The organism is Rouxiella aceris (genome assembly GCF_012933545.1).
GTDB lineage: Bacteria > Pseudomonadota > Gammaproteobacteria > Enterobacterales > Enterobacteriaceae > Rouxiella > Rouxiella aceris.
Window position 1 is genome coordinate 23,345 of the sequence record NZ_JAADJU010000002.1, and the last position, 18,358, is coordinate 41,702.

Below are 18,358 nucleotides of genomic sequence, written 5' to 3' on the forward strand. Positions count from 1 at the left end.
GCAAGCCCGCTACGACGCCAACGGTGTTCTCTCCCTAAAAACAGACTTTGTCAGATGCCTGGTATCCCCGATTTATCGGGGATATTTTTTTATTAAAAATCCCAGTCCTCGTCTTCGGTATTGACCGCTTTGCCAATCACATAAGAGGAGCCAGAGCCGGAGAAAAAATCGTGGTTTTCATCAGCATTGGGCGAGAGCGCCGATAAAATGGCCGGATTGACCTGCGCCATGCTGGCCGGAAACAGTGCTTCGTAACCGAGATTCATCAGCGCCTTATTGGCATTGTAATGCAGGAAGGACTTAACATCCTCGCTCCAGCCGACGCCGTCATAGAGTTCTTCGCTATAGCGCACTTCGTTGTCATAGAGATCCTGGATCAGATCAAACGCCTGCTGTTTTATCTGCCGTTGGCGCTCCTCGCTTTGCAGCTTTAATGCCTGCTGGAATTTATAGCCAATATAATAGCCATGCACCGCCTCATCGCGGATGATCAAACGGATCAAATCGGCGGTGTTGGTCAGCTTTGCCCGGCTGGACCAGTACATCGGCAGATAAAAGCCCGAATAAAACAGGAAAGACTCAAGAAATACGCTGGCGACTTTTTTCATTAAGGCATCGTCGCCGTGATAGTACGCCAGAATAATCGCCGCCTTGTTTTGCAACGCGACATTTTCCTCGCTCCAGCGGTAGGCATCATCAACGTCTGAGGTCATACACAGAGTAGAGAAAATAGAGCTATAGGAACGGGCATGTACCGCTTCCATAAAGCAGATATTGGAGTACACCGCTTCTTCGTGCGGGGTGACCGCATCTTTCATCAGCGCCGGGGCACCGGTGATATTTTGCAGTGTATCCAGCAATGTCAGGCCGGTAAACACGCGAATGGTCAGCTGCTTTTCCTCTGCGTTGAGGGTTGCCCAAGAGGGGATATCGTTCGACAACGGCACTTTTTCCGGCAGCCAGAAGTTGGCGGTAAGACGATTCCATACTTCGAGATCCTTATCGTCCTCGATCTTGTTCCAGTTAATGGCTTTGCTGATCGGCGCTGAAGGCACCAGGGGATTCACCGGGCTCATAGCATTTCCTTAAAATTTATTCAGTTAAACAGCGACTACAGCGAGCAGGAAACACAGCCCTGAACCTCGGTGCCTTCCAGCGCCATCTGGCGCAGGCGAATGTAGTAAATGGTCTTGATGCCTTTACGCCAGGCGTAGATCTGCGCTTTGTTAATATCGCGGGTGGTGGCGGTATCGCGAAAGAACAGCGTCAATGACAAACCCTGATCAACATGGCGAGTGGCTTCGGCATAGGTATCAATAATTTTTTCCGGGCCAATCTCATAGGCATCCTGGTAGTACTGCAAATTGTCCTGATCCATAAATGCCGCTGGATAATAGACCCGACCAATTTTACCCTCTTTGCGAATTTCGATAGGCGAGACAATAGGGTGAATACTCGAGGTCGAGTTATTGATATAGGAAATCGAGCCGGTGGGCGGCACCGCCTGTAAATTCTGGTTATACAGACCGTGGGTCATTACCGCCTCTTTTAGCGCTGTCCACTCCGCCACGCCGGGCAGGGCAATACCGGCCTGCTCAAACAGCTGGCGCACGCGCGCCGTTTTCGGATGCCAGATATCTTCTAAATAACGATCGAAGTAGCGACCATCGGCATAGGCGGAGTCGGCAAAGCCGCTAAAGCTTTGCTGCCGCTCTTTGGCCAACAGATTAGAGGCGCGCAGGGCGTGATAGGCCACGGTGTAGAAATAGATATTGGTAAAATCCAGACCTTCTTCGCTGCCATAATAGATATGCTCGCGGGCCAGGTAGCCGTGCAGATTCATTTGCCCCAGCCCAATGGCGTGGGAATGATGATTGCCCTGTTCTACCGAGGGCACCGAGCGAATATGACTCATATCCGAGACAGCGGTCAGTGCACGCACCGCCAGCTCAACCGACTGACCAAAATCCGGTGAATCCATGGTGGCAGCAATATTGAGTGAACCGAGATTGCAGGAGATATCCTTGCCAATCTGCTGATAAGAGAGATCTTCGTTATACAGTGTGGCGGCGTTAACCTGCAAAATCTCCGAACAGAGGTTGCTCATATTGATACGGCCCTTAATCGGATTGCTGCGATTAACCGTATCTTCAAACATCATGTAGGGATAGCCCGACTCAAACTGGATCTCCGCCAGCAACTGGAAAAATTCACGGGCACTGATTTTGCTTTTATGAATGCGCTTGTCATTGACCATCTCGCGATACTTTTCGCTGATGCTGATCTCGGACATTGCCATGCCATAGACTTTTTCCACGTCATAGGGCGAAAACAGGTACATCTCTTCGTTATTTTTGGCCAGTTCAAAGGTGATATCCGGGATCACCACGCCAAGAGACAGCGTCTTGATACGGATTTTTTCGTCGGCGTTTTCCCGTTTGGTATCTAAAAACCGCAAGATATCCGGATGGTGGGCATGCAGGTACACCGCCCCCGCCCCCTGGCGTGCGCCCAGCTGATTGGCGTAGGAGAAGGCATCTTCCAGCATTTTCATAATCGGGATCACCCCGGATGACTGGTTCTCTATGCGTTTGATCGGTGCGCCGACCTGGCGAATATTGGTCAACAGAAAGGCGACGCCACCGCCGCGCTTTGACAGCTGGAGCGCCGAATTTACTGCGCGGCCAATCGACTCCATATTGTCTTCAATACGTAGCAGGAAGCAGGAAACCAGCTCGCCGCGCTGTTTTTTGCCACAGTTGAGAAAGGTCGGCGTGGCCGGTTGAAAGCGGCCACTGAGCATTTCGTCGACCAACTGGCTGGCGAGGGCTGTATCGCCACGGGCCAGGGTCATGGCCACCATACACACCCGGTCTTCATAGCGTTCGAGGTAACGTTGACCATCAAAGGTTTTCAGCGTGTAGCTGGTGTAGTACTTAAAGGCACCGAGGAAGGTCTGGAAACGAAACTTCCAGGCATAGGCCTGTTTAAACAAGCGCTTGGTGGCCGAGAAATCATATTGTTGCAGCACGCTGGCATCGTAATAGCCTTCGTCAACCAGATAACGCAGCTTCTCCGCCAGGTTATGAAAGAAGACCGTATTCTGGTTTACATGCTGGAGGAAGTAGTGGCGGACGGCCAGTTTGTCTTTATCAAACTGAATTTTCCCATCCGCATCGAACAGATTTAACATCGCGTTAAGGGCGTGATAGTCAGGCGTGCTGACGCCGGGTTCGATTATTGCTCGTTCTGTCGTTGCCAAAATTCAGTGACTCCCTTTTTTACCCGCGCAACGTCTTGCGGTGTGCCCAGCAACTCAAAGCGGTACAGGTAAGGCACCTGGCACTTTTGCGAGACGATATCACCGGCCAGACAGTAGGCTGCGCCGAAATTGGTATTGCCAGCGGCAATCACGCCGCGGATCAGTGCACGATTCTGTGCATTATTGAGAAAGTGGATCACTTGCCTCGGTACCGCGCCGCGCACCGTGCCGCCACCGTAACTGGGAACCAGCAAAATATAGGGGCAATCCATCTGCAGCAGGTTGCCTTGCCCGGCAATGGGGATCCTCACTGCGGGCAACCCCAGTTTGCCGACAAAGCGATGGGTGTTTTCCGAGCTGCTGGAGAAATAGACCAGGCTATTCATTGCGGTCTCAGTGCTGATCGGCTAACTGACGCAGTGCGGAGATTTTATCCGGACGGAAACCTGACCAATGCTGGTCACCGGCGACAATCACCGGCACCTGCTGATAACCCATGGCGCGAACCTGCCCTAAAGCCTGTGCATCTTGCGTCAGATCGATCACCTGATAGGCGAGACCCTGTTTATCCATTGCCCGGTAAGTGGCAGAGCATTGAACGCAGTCTGGCTTGCTGTAAATGATTATGCTCATGATTCGTATTTCTCTTTAAGCTGGCATTACGCAATGTTTCACGCCTTGTTTCCAGCCGTGGTGATGAAAACAGGGTGTGAAGTGACTATCGACCCGGTGCAACCGGCGATAAATGAAATACTAGATGTAGCGTTTGTTTTTATCAACCGCACAATATGTAGGATTTAAATGTAAATGGTTATCATTTACACGCAAAGGGCTGTCAGGCCGCGTATTCTCTGGCTTGCGGTTTTTCATTTTTTGGGGAAATTATTTTGTAAAGACGTAAGGGATAAAGTCTATAGCAGGGGAGCAGGGGGGGGCTTGAAAACAAAACAGAGCCTTGCGGCTCTGAGTTTGATGACAAAGTCGTCTTGATGATCGAGATATCCGGGCATAGCACACCTAGGGGCGCTCCGGCGGGCAAGCCCGCTACGACCCCAACGGTGCACTCTCCCTAATAACGGACTTTGTCAGCAGTCTGAGAGCCTTGCGGCTCTGCTGTTAAGGATTTAATGAGGGTCAAATCCCTTTCGTGTTAACCCGACACAGGAAATAACACTTTTGCTGTTTTGAGCACAGTATGGCCTGCACTCAACGGCGTCCTAACAGTACACCGAGAACGATACCGACTGCGGCACCGACGCCAATACCATGCCAGGGATTTTCCTTCACATAGTTAGACGCCTGATTGGCGGCATCGCGTGCGTGCTGCGTCAGATTACTATTGCCATTAAAACGGGCACGGGTATCACGTAATACCCCTTCCGCTTTACCACGGATCTTTTCCAATTCTTCTTTGGTTTTCGAACCGCCGGATTTCAGTACTTCATCCAAAGTATCGGCCAGCAAGTTGACGTCCTGATCGATATCACGTTCGACTTTATCTGTTTTCTTAAACATAAATTTCTCCTTGTTGGCACTGTACTTATGCCCTATATGCTTGAAGCATTTGCTCCAAAAACCCAAGGCACAATCACTACAGTCATTTTTATTGGCCTGTTAAAAGCATAGTCCATGATTCTATTGTGTGAGCGCTATCACCGCTTATGGCCTGTTTTTTAGCGGGAAATAAAGGAAATTGCCGCTAACGCAGCAGGGTTTTCCCCAGCTTTGGCGCGGCCTGGCGAGGCGCTGTTCGGATTTATCCGTAAAGGTAACGGCGATGTGACATTTGATGACATTTTTAAAACGTTTTTTCATTTGCAGCACAGGCAAACCTGTTTATGCTGGGAATTCCTCAAATTGTGATCTCTGTCCAGGCTCGTCCATGTCCCCAAGTAAGTTTCAAACCAATTTGCAGTTGAATAAACGCATTGTGTCGATCGTTATTTCAACCTTTGTCTGCTATCTCAGTATTGGCTTGCCGTTGGCGGTATTACCGGGATTTGTGCACGGAAAGTTGGGCTACAATTCCGTTCTCGCCGGTCTGATTATCAGCCTGCAATATTTTGCCACCCTTGCCAGTCGTCCCCATGCCGGGCGCTATGCCGACAATATCGGCCCGAAAAAAGTGGTGATCTATGGCCTGGCCTGCTGCGGTCTTAGCGGCGTGTTCTATATCTTTGCCGATTTGACCACCGCCACCCCCTGGCTTAGCCTGATTTTTCTCTGTGTTGGCCGCGTGTTGCTTGGCGTGGGGGAGAGTCTGGCCGCGACCGGTACCATTTTATGGGGCATTGGGGCCACCAACCCGATCCATACCGCGCGCGTTATCTCCTGGAACGGCGTCGCCACCTACAGCGCCATGGCGGTCGGGGCACCGCTCGGCGTGTTTCTCAACCTGCATTGGCGGCTGACCGGAGTGGCGACCGTGATTATGATCATTGCTGTGCTGGCCATCGCCCTGGCCTGTTCAAAACCGGCGATTAAAGTGGTCACTGGCAAGCGTATTGCCTTTCGCGCGGTGGTGGGCAGGATCTGGATGCACGGTCTTGGTCTGGGTTTCGGCACCATTGGCTTTGGCGTTATCGCCACCTTTATCACCCTCTACTATGCCGATAAAAACTGGGACGGCGCGGCTTTTACCCTGACGCTATTCAGCCTGGGGTTTGTCGGCATGCGTTTGCTGTTTGCCAATTGTATTGCGCGTTTCGGTGGCCTGCGGGTGACGATTGTCTCTTTTGCGATTGAGATCCTCGGTTTGCTGCTGATTTGGCTGGGGCTCGATCCCTTTAGCGTACAAATTGGCGCGTTGCTCACCGGTTGCGGCTTTTCGCTGGTTTTCCCTGCCCTCGGCGTCGAGGCGGTCAAACAGGTACCGCAGCAAAATCAGGGCACCGCCCTGGGCACCTACTCGGCATTTCTCGATCTCGGTTTGGGGTTAACCGGGCCGATTGCCGGACTGGTGATCGCCCATTTTGGCACTCCGTCAATTTATCTGGCTGCGGCCTTGATGGTGTTGCTGGCAATGTTGATCACCCTGCGGATGCTGGGGCTTGAAAAGCGTCAAGCGCAGCTGTAATTATTAATAATTTTCAAAATTATGCGGCGAACGGCTTAGATAAATCCTAAATAACCGTCATTAAGGCCTAAATGCATTGTCTGTCTGCTTTATTACGGTAAGGTCGCTCTGCGGTTTTTAGAGCGAGGACAAACCATGTATTTACGGCCCGATGAAGTGGCAAGAGTATTAGAAAAGTCAGGATTTGAACGGGATTTTGTGGACGACAAGGCTTACGGTTACCGTCGCGGTGAGCACTATGTGTATGTTAATCGCGAAGCGCGCTTTGGGCGCACGGCGTTGGTGATCCACCCGGCATTAAAAGAACGCAGCGAAAGATTTGCCGAGCCGACGGCCTCTTCTCGCAGTTGCGAGGTGTATACCCAATTCCCTCTGGATTTAAAGAGTGAAACCGCCACCTATTATGGTATTTGTCACGGTTTCAGCTCACGCCAGCTGCTTGCCAACTATCTGGATAATGTTTTTAGATAATCCGCCACCAAAAAACAGCGGCGCGTTGGCCCGCTGTTTTTGGCGAGAGCGTTACATCAAAGGGAGTTGATTAAAGGTTTCGTTATAGCGGCGGCGAAACTGCGCCAGTTCGAAAGGTTCAATATCCAGTCCGGCAAAATAGAACAATGCCAGTTCGGCATGCTCGCTGCTCAGTTGCGGGTCAAGATGGGCGCGCACCAGCACATTGCGCCAATGGGCAATATTTTCGTCGGACGAATCTTTGATAAACGTTTGATATATAAATACGATATAGGCCGCTTTGCGGATCTCTTCGGCATAGCCGCCGCTGATTGAGCGGATAAACATCGCGCTCTGGCGTTGCCCCATTTCCAGCAGCATGGAATCAATGTAAACCGCTTTGATTTTCAACAGGCTGGCCAGCGAGTCATTGGCCTTGCGGGTATCAGCCGTCATAAACCAATATCCCACCACAAAAACCGCCACTAAGGCAGCAATCATAATCCATATCATTCTGGCTGTTGGCTCCCGGCCCAGGTTGGTAATGCCACGAGTTTATAGGGTTACTGCGCTTAATCAACCGCAATTAGCCCGCAGACCTGTGCGCTCGAACGTGGCATGATAAACGGCAATCTCCCCCTCTTTTAAGGAAGTGATCATGGCTCGCAATATCGAAATCAAAGCCCGCATTGATGATTTCTCTGCCCTCTATGCCAAAATCGCGCTGCTGGCGGACGGTGTGCCGGACATTATCGATCAGGACGACACTTTTTTTGTTTGTCCCCATGGTCGCCTGAAACTGCGCACCCTGGCCGGTTCGCGGGGGGAACTGATCTTCTATCAGCGCCCCGATAAAGCCGGCCCCAAGACCAGCTTCTATGCACTGTCGGTGACTGAGGATCCTGATGGTCTACGGGAAACGCTGAGCCTGGCCTACGGCACAGCCGGTCGGGTCATTAAGCAGCGTACTTTGTTCCGACTGGGGCAAACGCGGCTGCATCTCGATCGGGTCAGCGGGTTGGGGGATTTCCTCGAATTTGAAGTCGAACTCGATGACCAGCAAACAGAAGCTCAGGGCATTGCTATCGCCGAAGAGTTGCTGGAACGTTTGCAGATTGAGCGTCAGGAGCTGGTGGATCTGGCCTACGTCGACTTGCTCAAGCTGAAGGCACACCCGCATAGCGCTCGTTAATCTTAATTTTTAGGCAGGTTGTATGTCAGTTAAACGCCGTTTTAAGCAGGTAGACGTCTTTACCGCGCAACCGCTGTTGGGCAATCCACTGGCGGTGGTTATTGATGCGCACGGGTTGAGTGATGCGCAGATGCAGGCCTTTGCCCGTTGGACCAATCTTTCCGAAACCACCTTTGTATTGCCGCCGCTGGATGCCAGCGCCGATTATCGCGTGCGTATTTTTACCCCGGATACCGAATTTCCTTTTGCCGGGCATCCGACGCTGGGTACCGCTCACGCGCTGCTGGAGTCGGGCTGGCTGCCAAAAACTCCCGGAGTGCTGATACAGGAGTGTGGTGTGGGTCTGGTACCGGTACGTCTGTTGGCTCAGGGTGGGCTGGCATTTCGTGCACCGCCCGCAGAAATCGCCCCGCTGGCAACGGCAAGGGTGGCTGCGCTCGATGCCACTTTGCTGGAAGGCAGCCGGGATGCGGACACCCCGGCTTATCTCGTCAATATGGGTATTCGCTGGCTGGTAGTCAGAATGCGCAGTGCCGAGGATTGCCTGCGGGCCCGCCTTGATATTAACGCGTTGGCGGCATTGCAGGTGCAGGCCGGGGTTGATGGTATCGCCCTTTATGGCCCCTATCCGTCGGGGGAAGAGATCGATTATGAGGTACGCGCCCTCTTGGTTGAGCAGTCGCAACTGATTGAAGATCCGGTCACCGGCAGCGCCAATGCCTGCCTGGCCAGAGTGCTGGCGCTACAGAATTTCCCTGACGGTGGCCAGACGGCGGAGCAATATCTGGTTCGTCAGGGTACACAGCGTCAGCGAGACGGTCGGGTCAGGGTCACCTATCTTCAGGGGGAACCCTGGATTGGTGGTGAAAGCTGTACGCTGATCGACGGTGAAATTACGCTGTAATTCATTGATTTATTTCCCCGGCCACCACTGCACCAGTGAGTGGCTTGGGCTGATATCAAAGTGCGCGTAACCCAGTAAATGATTGACAATTTTTGCCGATCGCCAGGCGGTCAGGGTCAGTTGCCCTTCGGCACTGCCATGACTGTGGATCCCGGCATTGACGGCATAAATACGGTTAGTCTCCGGCCCCTCCCAGCGCAGATTAAAATTTTCCGCCAGCGGCAAATGTTTTTCCCGGTCATAGGGAATGCGATCCAGCAGCGGTTGCAGGTAGTCCGGCAGCCCAAGCCGGTATCCGGTGGCGAGGATGACGATATCCGCTTCGAAAAACTCCTCGCAAAGATCCAGACCGTGTTTAGCCTGCACCTGAAAACTGCCATTAGCCAACGGGTGAATATGTTGCAAGGTGCGGTGCGGCAACAGTGAGACGTTTCTCGGTTGGCGCAACACATCAAACCTATGATAAAGATGGTGATAGATTTTTTCTAACGTATGGTAGCTGATGCCGTCAGACGGCAGCTTTTGCGTTTTGATCTCTTGCTGGCGAATATCGTCGGGCAAGGTATAGAAATAGTTAACGTATTCCGGAGTGAAATACTCATTGGTGAATATCGACTCATCCAGCGGTTGAAAATTGGGCCGCCGTGATAGCCAGTACAACTGCGCCGGTTCGCCCCAATGTCCCTCGAGGGTATTAAGCACAATATCGGCCCCGCTTTGCCCGCCGCCAACAATCATCACCTTCTTGCCGTTAAAATCTGGCTCGCGCAGCGCAATTTCGGCGGCGTGGAAACAGTGCTTGCCCAATGCCGGGCGTGCCGCTATTGGCACCCAGGGCGCATGGCCGGTGCCCAGGCAGATATTGCGCGCCTGATAGCTTGCCGTTGCCGTCTGTACGTTGAACAGGTTTTTGCGGTCATCAAAATCAATGCTTTCTACCGGTTGTGAAAAATGCAGATTAGGGATTTTCTCACAGGCCCAACGCAGGTAATCCGAGAATTCGTCGCGACTGATGATCAGCTGTTCCGTCGCCAGAAAACGATAAATCTTCTTGCGCTCAACCAGATAATTAATAAACGAAAATTCGCTGCGCGGCGCCACGGTGGTCACCAAATCCTGCAACACATAGGTTTGCATGGTGGCGGTAGGTAATAGCATGCCGGGGTGCCAGCTAAAGGTGGGATTGGCATCGAAAAAAGCGCTTTGTAGCTGGTCGCTGTCTTGACTCATGGCAGCCAGGCTGAGATTGAAAGGACCGATACCGACACCAATAAGATCCTGAGTCATCTCCATTGCTCCACAATTAATTTTCCTTAAGCGTAGACGAAAATCGTCGCTTAATGCGCATTGCCCTGCAGAATATGAATAAAGGATTGCATCATCGGCGTGGCGGCAATCTGGTGACGATACAGCAGCCAGGTCTGGTTTTTAACCGCTTTTCCCTCCAGGATTATCGCCCGGCGATACAGTTTTTCCGGCAACGGCAGATAGCTGGCAACAATGGCGTAGCCCAGCCCGTGAGTGACCATGCCCAGGCATACTTCCAGCTTATCCACCGTCATGGCAATATTCGGCGCGTGGGTGAAATGGGCGTTCCACCAGCGTTCCAGCAACTGCGTCACATGCTGGCCATGCACGATGCGAATTTGTGGCAGATGCGGCAACAGCGCAAAGTCAAAGTCCTGTTCGCTAATCAGTAAATAATCATCCTCATCAATTAATTGCTGACCTTCTTTCCAGTGGTAATTATCTTTGACGATGGCAATATCAATTTCTCCGCGCTGCAACAGCGTAAAAATATCTTCGCTTAAACCACTCATTAAATTAATGCGGATGCCAGGATGGGATTGCCGAAAGCGATTCAACAACGGCGGTAGACGATAAGCGGCGTAATTACTCGATACGCCGATAGATATTTCCCCTTGCCGGGTATGATCGAGACTGTGCAGATTTTCTTTTAGCTGCTGTAAATCGCGTAATACCTTTTGCGCATGCTGCGCCAGAAACTCGCCCTGGGCGCTGAACACCAATCCCTTCTGACTTTCGTCAAATAGCCGGATCGCCAGTTTGCGCTCGATCTGTTTTAGCCGATAACTTAATGCCGGTTGTGAGGTGTAAAGCTGCTGCGCCGCGCGGGTGATATTTTTATGCTGATAGACGCTGGCAATAATCAGCCAATCTTTTTCATTCATGCTGTTTTCCCTGCCTGACACCGATAACCATAAAAGAATTTTTGCACAGAAGTGACTGCGGATAAAAACACTGAATTGGACGAGGCGTAAAAAATCCCCTATTTGTGGTGATAAATATTATTAACGCCGTTTTTACAGCAAGATAAAAACTATTTTCACCACGCTTTGCACCAGCCCAGGGAAATACCATGACCGTTTGCACCAATATGGAACAAAAAAATAAAATTATTTATGCCGTTGATCGTCTGGCACCGCAAATAAAGCAGTTGGCGTTAACTATCCATGCCCATCCGGAACTGAGTTTTGCCGAGGTAGACTCGTGCGCGGCGTTGATCGCCCCTCTGCGCGAGGCGGGATTTGTGATCGAGGAACAACTGGCAGGATTGCCCACCGCCTTTCGCGCCACCTTTGACAGTGGTAAACCGGGGCCGACTATCGCCTTGCTGGCGGAATATGATGCACTGATCGGACTCGGCCACGCCTGTGGACATAACCTGATTGGTAGCGCCTCGGTCGCCGCCGCGCTGGCGTTGCATGCAGGATTTCCTGAACTCAATGGCCGTATAGAAGTGATTGGCACACCGGCGGAAGAGGAGGGGGGCGGTAAGATTTTGCTGGCGGGAAAAGGAGTCTTTGATGGCCATGATGCCGTCATGATGTTCCACCCTCGCGATAAAACTATGGTCACCCGCGGAGGACTGGCCTGCGTAGATGCGGTATTTAAATTTTACGGCAAAGCAGCGCATGCCGCCTCGGCACCGCAAAACGGCATCAGTGCGCTGGATGCGGTGATCCACACCTTTGTCGGGGTCAATGCCCTGCGGCAGTTCTTTACTGATGACGTGCGCGTTCACGGCATTATCAGCGACGGTGGCAGCGCCACCAATATCGTGCCGGCCTATGCCGAAGCCAAATTTCTGATGCGTGCGACTACGGTAAAAGGTTTGGATATTGTGCGTCAGAAAGTGTTTGCCGCCGCGCAGGCGGCGGCAGCGATGAGTGGTGCGCAGTTGACCATTGAAGAGGGGCTGACCTATGCCGAGCGCAATAACAACCTGACACTGGCGACCTTCTTTCAACACAATCTCGAAACCCTGGGGGTGGACGTGGTGCCCCCGCCGCGCAGTGGCGGCATCGGTTCTTCGGATATTGGCAATGTCAGCCAGATCACCGCAGCGATCCATCCCTATCTGCGCATTGGCGATGTTATCCCCCATACCCCTGAGTTTGCCGAGGCGGCAGGTTCTGAAGCCGGGCTTGCGGCAATGATCCTGGCGGCCAAAGCCCTGGCGATGACCGCCGCCGATCTGATTACCGACCCGGCCATGCTGCGGGCGGTCAGAGAAGAATTCCTGAACTGGCAAGCCCAACGCTAATTGGCGAAATGCAGCTCTTACCTGGATAAACAAAATGAAAATGATCATAAAAAGTTCTCTGGTTTTTTTGGCCCTGACGCTGGTTGGCGGTGCGGCCCAGGCGGCCGGGGAAACCCTGCGCGTCGCGGCGGATCTCAGCTACCCTCCGTTCCAGTTTCGCGATAGCAAAGGGACGCCGAGCGGTTTTGAAATAGAGATCACCGACGCTATCTGTCAGGCGATGCAGGTTAAATGCGACTATGTGGTGACCAGTTTTGATGCCGAGATCCCGTCGTTGCTGGCGAAAAAAGTCGATTTTATCTCGCCGCAGGGGGCGACAGAAAAGCGCCGCAAGGTGATCGACTTTAGCGATTTTGTTTACCACATCCCCACCAAGCTGGTGGTGCATAAAGGCAGTGCGCTGCAACCGACCGCCGAGTCTTTGCAAGGGAAACGCATTGCCGTACAGCAGGGATCAATTCAGGAAATGTATGCCAATACCTACTGGCTGCCGAAAGGGGTTGAGGTGGTAGCCTACGCCGATCAGGACAGCATCTATCAGGATCTGACGGCGGGTCGTCTCGACGGGGCACTGAGCCCGGCGGTGGCGGTCACCTATGGCTTTCTGAACAAACCGGAAGGACAGGGATTTACCCTTACCGGCCCGGAGGTGCGCGACGATAAACTCTTTAGCATCGGTTCTGCCTACGGGTTGCGCAAAGACGACAGCAAAACCAAAACCTTGCTGAACCAGGGGCTGGCGAAGATTATTGCCGACGGCACCTGGGACAAGATCCGTGCAAAATATTTTGCCGATCTTGATATCGCCGTCCACCAGACAACAGGTAGCAACTAATGCCCTCGCTAGCGCCGGTCTATCAGCAACTGATGCCGATCGTCGACGATCTGCTACAACAGTTTGCCCATTTGCATCGTTTATCGGGCAGCGAGGATGCTGAGCGAGCCGCTGCGTTGCTGGTCAGTGTGCTGCAAAAGTATGGGCTAAATGCCCGGCTGGAACAGTGCCCGTTGCTGCTCAGCGATCCGCTGGAAGGCGGACTGGCATTGGCTGATTTTCCCGACTGGCACTGCGCGGCGAAAACCCGCTCTTTTTCCGCACACTGCCCGCAAGGGCGACGGGCAGCGCTGTTTTATGATCCCTTGTCGACCAGCGCCCGTAGCGATCGCCAGTGGCAGCAGTGGGCGTTGCAGGTTAAAGGCAAGATAGTGATTGCCGATCAAGGGTTTGAAGACTACGTCCAGCGGCTGTCAGCGGCGCAGGCCGTCGGTCTGGTCCATATCTGGGGATCGGCGGAATCGGCTCTGCATGAGGAGACGGTCGGGCCGATTTGGGGCACACCGACCCCCGACGATCGCCTGCGCTATCCAACCTTGCCGGTGGTTTCCATCAACCAGCATGACGGGCAGCGCCTGCTTGAGCTGTATCGGCAAACCAGCGGCCCGCTGCTGGCTGACCTGCGTACTGTGCTGCAACAACATGTGCGCATCTGTTCGCTACCGATTGTCGACATTGCCGGTGACAGCGATGAGTTTGTGTTGCTGTCTTCCCATTACGACTCCTGGCATCAGGGAGTGACGGATAACGCCACCGGTAATGCGCTCTGCGTGGCGATGGCGCTGCATTTTCAGCAACAGTCTGCCACGCTGCGACGCGGTCTGCGCATCGCCTGGTGGCCGGGGCATTCCAATGCCCGTTACGGCGGTTCCACCTGGTATGCCGATAACTATCGCCAGGTCCTGGGCGAGCACTGTATTGCCCATATCAACGTCGACTCGCCAGGCTGCCGCGATGCGGTGCAGGTGGTGATCAATGCCAGCGGCGCGGAGTTGACAGACTTTCTCCAGCAGGCCGTACAGGCGGTAACCGGTCAGCCGCCATTGCGTATCACTCCTTTGGGTAAAGGGGGTGACCAGTCATTTTGGGGCAGCGGTATACCGTTGCACTTTGCCCTGCGCGAGATCCCGTTGGAGAAAACCAGTGATTCTCCCGGCAGCGGTGGCGGCTGGTGGTGGCATACCCGGGATGACAGCTACGATAAAGTCGATCTGGCGATCCTGTGGCGTGACTGCCAAATCCACGTTCACTGGCTGGATCATTTACTGCATCAGCCGCTATTACCGCTTAATGTCGCGGATTATCTGCAAAAGATGTTGCTGGCGTTAAACACCCTGCAACAGCGGCTGGATCCCTGTTTTGATCTGCAGCCGATCGCCGCCCGGCTGCTGGCACTGCGCCAGCCTGCGCAGGCTCTGACGCAACTGACGGCGGCACAGCCCGAACGCTGGCAAGCGTTGTTAATTCGGCTGGCGGCCGAGCTGCACCGCGTGGGTTACAGCTCTACCGATGATTTTCACTATGATTTGAGCTATCACGGCGGTGCCTATCCCGGTTTGCAGCAACTGGCGGCCGATCTGCGTCAGACCAGTGAGGAAACTACCTTGATGATGATCACCCAGTATCGCCGCCAGCGCGATCGCGCCTGCTCGCTGTTGCAAAACATTCTCGCCGATATTCAGCGTGAAATGGCGGCTGCCGAATTGGACTCAGGGTGCAAACCCAGTTCGGCCACCACATAATCGACAAAACTGCGCAGTTTGGGCGACAAATGACGGTCGGGGCGAAACACAATATGCATTGGGCGCGCGGGGATGGAGTAGTCCGGCAATAACGCCACCAGTCTTCCCTGGCTCAGTGCTTCCTGCACCAGGACCTCGGCGGCAAGGAGAATGCCAAACCCTTGTAATGCGGCTTCCAGCATCGCCTTGCTGTCACTTATTTTTAAGCGGCCGCCGACGCTGACTTGCTCTGTTCTTCCCTGGTGAACAAACTCCCATTCGCCGCCGCAGTTGGGACGCGCCCAGTGGGTAAACCCCAGACACTCGTGCTGTTGCAGATCTTGTGGTATCTGCGGGGTGCCGTGCTCTGCCAGATAGCCGGGGGTGGCACAGATCAGGCACTGATAAGGCTGTAACTGGCGGGCAATCAGCGAGGAGTCATCAAGTTCGCCGAGGCGGATCACCGCTTCATAGCCGTCTTCAATCAAATCGACATAGCGGTCGTTGAGGGTTAATTCCACCTGCACTTTTGGGTATTGCTGCAAGTAGCGGGTGATCAGCGCTGTCATACGACTGGCCCCAAAGGTGACCGGGGCATTAATCCGTAACAGACCACTGGGTTCGGCGTGCATGGCATCGATTAGACTGTCTGCCTGCTCGGCGTCTTCCAGCAGCTTTTTGCTGTGCTGATAATAGACTCTTCCCGCTTCCGTCAGACTCTGACGCCGGGTGGTGCGGTTAAGCAAACTGGTGCCCAGCCTTTCCTCAAGAAACAGAATATGTTTGCCGACCATTTGCGCTGACATCTGCAAGGCATTGCCCGCCGCGGCAAATGAGCCTCTGTCCGCGGCTTCGATAAATACCGCCATGCTGCTTAGTCTGTCCATACTCCCCGCCTATTAGAAACTAATGCTTTCGATACTCGCTCTACTTTGCCTGTTTATCGCCGATTGATCATTAAATAGAGTGGTTTCTGAGGAAAAAAACGGCGTATTTATTTAACAGCATCAAAGGAGTCAGCAATGAAAATAGGCATAGTGGGAGCCGGATTTATTGGCCGCGCGGTGGCGTTATTGGGTGTGCAACAGGGCTACGAGGTGATGATCAGTAACTCTCGTGGACCCGAGACGCTATACAGTGCCGTGCCCGGGCTGGGCTGTCTGGTGGGAACGGCGGAACAGGCGATTGCCTTTGGCGAAATAGTGCTGGTCGCCATTCCTTTTCATCAGATTGGCAATCTGCCTGCCGCTGCTTTTAGCGGCAAAATCGTGATGGACGCCAATAACTATTATGTGGAACGCGACGGGCATTATCCGGCGTTAGATCAGCAGCAAACGACCACCAGTGAAATGCTGGCCGCGCAATTGCCTGCGGCAACAATAGTCAAAGTGTTTAACGCCATCTATGCCAGGGATCTGGAGACCGATGGTCGACCCGCCGGTACCCCCGATCGTCGCGCGCTGCCTATCGCCGGTGACGATCCTCTTGCCAAAGCGCAGGTGTCAACGCTGTTGGATCAGATGGGTTTTGACGTGGTTGATGCCGGAGATCTGCATCAGGGCTGGCGTTTTCAGCGTGGCATGCCTTGCTACTGCGTACCACTCAATGCCGCTGAACTGACAAACAAACTGGCGCAGGCCCGCCGTCCAGAGGGGATTTAGCGCCGCGCTCGGTCCGGGGCTAAGCTACCCAGCGGTTTGACCATATATACGCTTAAAGGATCGTAATTATAGTCGCCAAAACAGTCGGTTAGCTGAAATCCTTGTTTTTGATAGAACCTGACTGCCGCCAGATGGTCGATCCCGGTTTCCAGATACAGGCGCGGCAGTGCCAGCTGTCGCGCCTTGGCTTCAATGGTGGCCATTAGCGCGGCGGCAATATTTTGTCCGCGATAACTCTCATTGACATATACCCGTTTGATTTCCGCCAGGCGGTTATGTCCGATAAACAGACAGGCACAGCCGACAGCGAACTCGCCTATCTCGGCAATAAACGGATAGTGCTCGTGATCGGCCATTTTCTCAAGCGGCGTGCTGTAGTCGCTTTCCGCCGGATAGAGCACGCTTTGGTAGGCGTCGAGATGGCGCACCAGTTCAATAAACTGCGGATTACTGACGCTTGTCGGGCTGATCCTGAGCATATAAAACTCCTTGTGGGTGATGGATCACCAGCAGATAACGGCAGGGGACGTTACCGGTGTTGGCATAGGTCACGGCAACATCGACGCCAAAGCGCAGAGCATCGCCGGCATTTAACGCATAGCGGCTCTCGCCATAATCCACGCTAAGTTCGCCCTCCTGTAACCAAAGCTGCTGCTGATAAGATGCGTGGCCCCAACTGGGGTAGCTGACTCGTGCCTTGGGCGGCAAGGTAATTTCAACCATTTCCAGACCGTTCAACGGTTCCGGTGGCATCACCTGACGGCGCAGATAACCGATATCGGGATCTTGCCAGCTGTTTTGCTCTTCTCGTCGCCACAGATTTTTGGCTGCGGGCTGGGTTTCGGACAACAGCTGGGTGACAGAAACCCCCAGCCCCGCCGCAAGCTTGCCCAGCAGGGTGGCGCTGGGGCTGCTTTCCTGGCGTTCAATCTTGGAAATCATCGCCTTGCTTACGGCAGATAACTCAGCCAGTTGTTCCAGGCTCAGACCTTTGCTTTTCCGTAGTTGCCATAACCGTTGGGCAATTATTTCGTCGATCGACATTTTATCTTCCCTGTTATTTACTTTTGTGGAATTAATTCTAATATAGTAGAATGATGTCAAGCAAGGAAAATACCATGGACCTGATCACCTGCACTGAACAAAAGCATGCCGAGGCTATACTTGAAATCTTTAATGATGCCATCCTCAATTCTACCGCCCTTTACGACTATAAAGTCAGGTCGATAGAGAGCATGGGGCCCTGGTTTACCGCCAAAGATAAGGGAAACTTTCCGGTCATTGGCCTGGAAGACCAGCAGGGTAAGCTGCTTGGTTTTGCCAGCTATGGCACTTTCCGCGCCTGGCCCGCCTATAAATATTCTGTGGAACACTCTATTTATATTCATCCACAGCATCGTGGGCAAGGTCTGGGTAAAATTTTGCTCAATGCGCTGATCGCAGAAGCCAAACAACGCCAGGTACATACGCTGGTTGGCGGCATTGATGCCAGTAATATCGCCAGTATTGCGCTGCATACTCAGGCTGGTTTTCTTGAGGCGGGGCTGATCAAGCAGGCCGCGTATAAATTTGATCGCTGGCTGGATCTGGCATTCTATCAACTTATTCTAACTACCCCCGATCGCCCCATTGCGCAGTGATGGCGCAATGAAAAAGCAAGAGATAGAGTGTTTCCCTGGCGCCGCAGAT

Annotated in this window: 20 protein-coding genes; 9 read left to right on the forward strand and 11 right to left on the reverse strand. The window is 53.2% G+C overall.

Features of this window, described 5'->3' with window-relative positions:
* Nucleotides 1–92 precede the first annotated feature (92 nt).
* The 5 genes from nrdF to GW590_RS03705 all read right to left on the reverse strand — a co-directional run bounded on the left by nrdF (nt 93) and on the right by GW590_RS03705 (nt 4,777).
* Nucleotides 93–1,076, reverse strand: coding sequence for a class 1b ribonucleoside-diphosphate reductase subunit beta (gene nrdF / locus GW590_RS03685; protein WP_169401683.1), 984 nt, complete (start codon nt 1,074–1,076; stop codon nt 93–95).
* 35 nt (nt 1,077–1,111) lie between these two features.
* Complete coding sequence (gene nrdE, locus GW590_RS03690) at nt 1,112–3,262, reverse strand: class 1b ribonucleoside-diphosphate reductase subunit alpha (RefSeq protein WP_169401684.1); 2,151 nt, start codon at nt 3,260–3,262, stop codon at nt 1,112–1,114.
* Complete coding sequence (gene nrdI, locus GW590_RS03695; protein ID WP_169401685.1) at nt 3,238–3,648, reverse strand: class Ib ribonucleoside-diphosphate reductase assembly flavoprotein NrdI; 411 nt, start codon at nt 3,646–3,648, stop codon at nt 3,238–3,240. The genes nrdE and nrdI overlap by 25 nt, the downstream gene beginning before the upstream one ends.
* 7 nt (nt 3,649–3,655) lie before the next feature.
* Nucleotides 3,656–3,895: a glutaredoxin-like protein NrdH gene (gene nrdH, locus GW590_RS03700; RefSeq protein WP_169401686.1), complete on the reverse strand. Its 240-nt coding sequence runs from the start codon at nt 3,893–3,895 to the stop codon at nt 3,656–3,658.
* Nucleotides 3,896–4,468: 573 nt separating this feature from the next.
* A complete protein-coding gene (locus tag GW590_RS03705; protein WP_169401687.1) occupies nt 4,469–4,777 on the reverse strand; it encodes a DUF883 family protein in 309 nt (102 codons plus the stop codon).
* 367 nt (nt 4,778–5,144) lie between these two features.
* Here GW590_RS03705 and GW590_RS03710 point away from each other — a divergent pair, with 367 nt between their 5' ends.
* Nucleotides 5,145–6,338: an MFS transporter gene (locus GW590_RS03710; RefSeq protein WP_169401688.1), complete on the forward strand. Its 1,194-nt coding sequence runs from the start codon at nt 5,145–5,147 to the stop codon at nt 6,336–6,338.
* A 135-nt stretch (nt 6,339–6,473) separates the two neighbouring features.
* Complete coding sequence (locus GW590_RS03715) at nt 6,474–6,809, forward strand: DUF2002 family protein (RefSeq protein ID WP_169401689.1); 336 nt, start codon at nt 6,474–6,476, stop codon at nt 6,807–6,809.
* Nucleotides 6,810–6,860: 51 nt separating this feature from the next.
* Here the strand turns inward: GW590_RS03715 and GW590_RS03720 are convergent, their stop codons facing one another.
* Complete coding sequence (locus GW590_RS03720) at nt 6,861–7,301, reverse strand: DUF1198 domain-containing protein (RefSeq protein ID WP_169401690.1); 441 nt, start codon at nt 7,299–7,301, stop codon at nt 6,861–6,863.
* A gap of 145 nt (nt 7,302–7,446) precedes the next feature.
* On the opposite strand from GW590_RS03720, the gene GW590_RS03725 reads away from it, so the two are divergent.
* On the forward strand, nt 7,447–7,980 hold the full coding sequence (locus tag GW590_RS03725; RefSeq protein ID WP_169401691.1) for a class IV adenylate cyclase: 534 nt from the start codon (nt 7,447–7,449) through the stop codon (nt 7,978–7,980).
* A gap of 22 nt (nt 7,981–8,002) precedes the next feature.
* Nucleotides 8,003–8,884: a PhzF family phenazine biosynthesis protein gene (locus GW590_RS03730; protein ID WP_169401692.1), complete on the forward strand. Its 882-nt coding sequence runs from the start codon at nt 8,003–8,005 to the stop codon at nt 8,882–8,884.
* 9 nt (nt 8,885–8,893) lie between these two features.
* Here GW590_RS03730 and GW590_RS03735 read toward each other — a convergent pair whose 3' ends face one another.
* Nucleotides 8,894–10,177 (reverse strand): lysine N(6)-hydroxylase/L-ornithine N(5)-oxygenase family protein, encoded by a 1,284-nt coding sequence (locus GW590_RS03735; protein ID WP_408014907.1) that lies wholly within the window; start codon nt 10,175–10,177, stop codon nt 8,894–8,896.
* 44 nt (nt 10,178–10,221) lie between these two features.
* The gene (locus GW590_RS03740) at nt 10,222–11,076 is read right to left on the reverse strand and encodes a LysR family transcriptional regulator (RefSeq protein WP_169401694.1); all 855 of its coding nucleotides are present in this window, start codon (nt 11,074–11,076) and stop codon (nt 10,222–10,224) included.
* Between the two features lie 188 nt (nt 11,077–11,264).
* Between GW590_RS03740 and GW590_RS03745 the strand changes: the two genes are divergently transcribed.
* From GW590_RS03745 to GW590_RS03755, 3 genes are read left to right on the forward strand one after another with little or no spacing between them, the layout of a single operon-like run.
* Nucleotides 11,265–12,452, forward strand: a complete 1,188-nt coding sequence (locus tag GW590_RS03745) for a M20 family metallopeptidase (protein ID WP_169401695.1) — start codon at nt 11,265–11,267, stop codon at nt 12,450–12,452.
* A gap of 34 nt (nt 12,453–12,486) precedes the next feature.
* A complete protein-coding gene (locus GW590_RS03750; protein WP_211186627.1) occupies nt 12,487–13,287 on the forward strand; it encodes a transporter substrate-binding domain-containing protein in 801 nt (266 codons plus the stop codon).
* Entirely contained in the window at nt 13,287–15,029 is a 1,743-nt protein-coding gene (locus tag GW590_RS03755) for a M28 family peptidase (protein ID WP_169401696.1), read from the forward strand. Before GW590_RS03750 ends, GW590_RS03755 begins: the two co-directional genes overlap by 1 nt.
* Here GW590_RS03755 and GW590_RS03760 read toward each other — a convergent pair.
* On the reverse strand, nt 14,966–15,895 hold the full coding sequence (locus GW590_RS03760; protein ID WP_169401697.1) for a LysR substrate-binding domain-containing protein: 930 nt from the start codon (nt 15,893–15,895) through the stop codon (nt 14,966–14,968). The genes GW590_RS03755 and GW590_RS03760 overlap by 64 nt on opposite strands.
* 135 nt (nt 15,896–16,030) lie before the next feature.
* Here GW590_RS03760 and GW590_RS03765 point away from each other — a divergent pair, with 135 nt between their 5' ends.
* The gene (locus GW590_RS03765) at nt 16,031–16,669 is read left to right on the forward strand and encodes an NADPH-dependent F420 reductase (protein ID WP_169401698.1); all 639 of its coding nucleotides are present in this window, start codon (nt 16,031–16,033) and stop codon (nt 16,667–16,669) included.
* Here the strand turns inward: GW590_RS03765 and GW590_RS03770 are convergent.
* The gene (locus GW590_RS03770) at nt 16,666–17,148 is read right to left on the reverse strand and encodes a GNAT family N-acetyltransferase (protein ID WP_169401699.1); all 483 of its coding nucleotides are present in this window, start codon (nt 17,146–17,148) and stop codon (nt 16,666–16,668) included. The two genes, GW590_RS03765 and GW590_RS03770, sit on opposite strands and share 4 nt — an antisense overlap.
* Nucleotides 17,117–17,713, reverse strand: coding sequence for a helix-turn-helix domain-containing protein (locus tag GW590_RS03775; protein WP_169401700.1), 597 nt, complete (start codon nt 17,711–17,713; stop codon nt 17,117–17,119). The genes GW590_RS03770 and GW590_RS03775 overlap by 32 nt, the downstream gene beginning before the upstream one ends.
* A 74-nt stretch (nt 17,714–17,787) precedes the next feature.
* Between GW590_RS03775 and GW590_RS03780 the strand changes: the two genes are divergently transcribed.
* Nucleotides 17,788–18,309 carry a GNAT family N-acetyltransferase gene (locus GW590_RS03780; RefSeq protein WP_169401701.1) on the forward strand — a complete coding sequence of 174 codons (522 nt, stop codon included), beginning with the start codon at nt 17,788–17,790 and terminating at the stop codon, nt 18,307–18,309.
* Nucleotides 18,310–18,358: the final 49 nt, after the last annotated feature.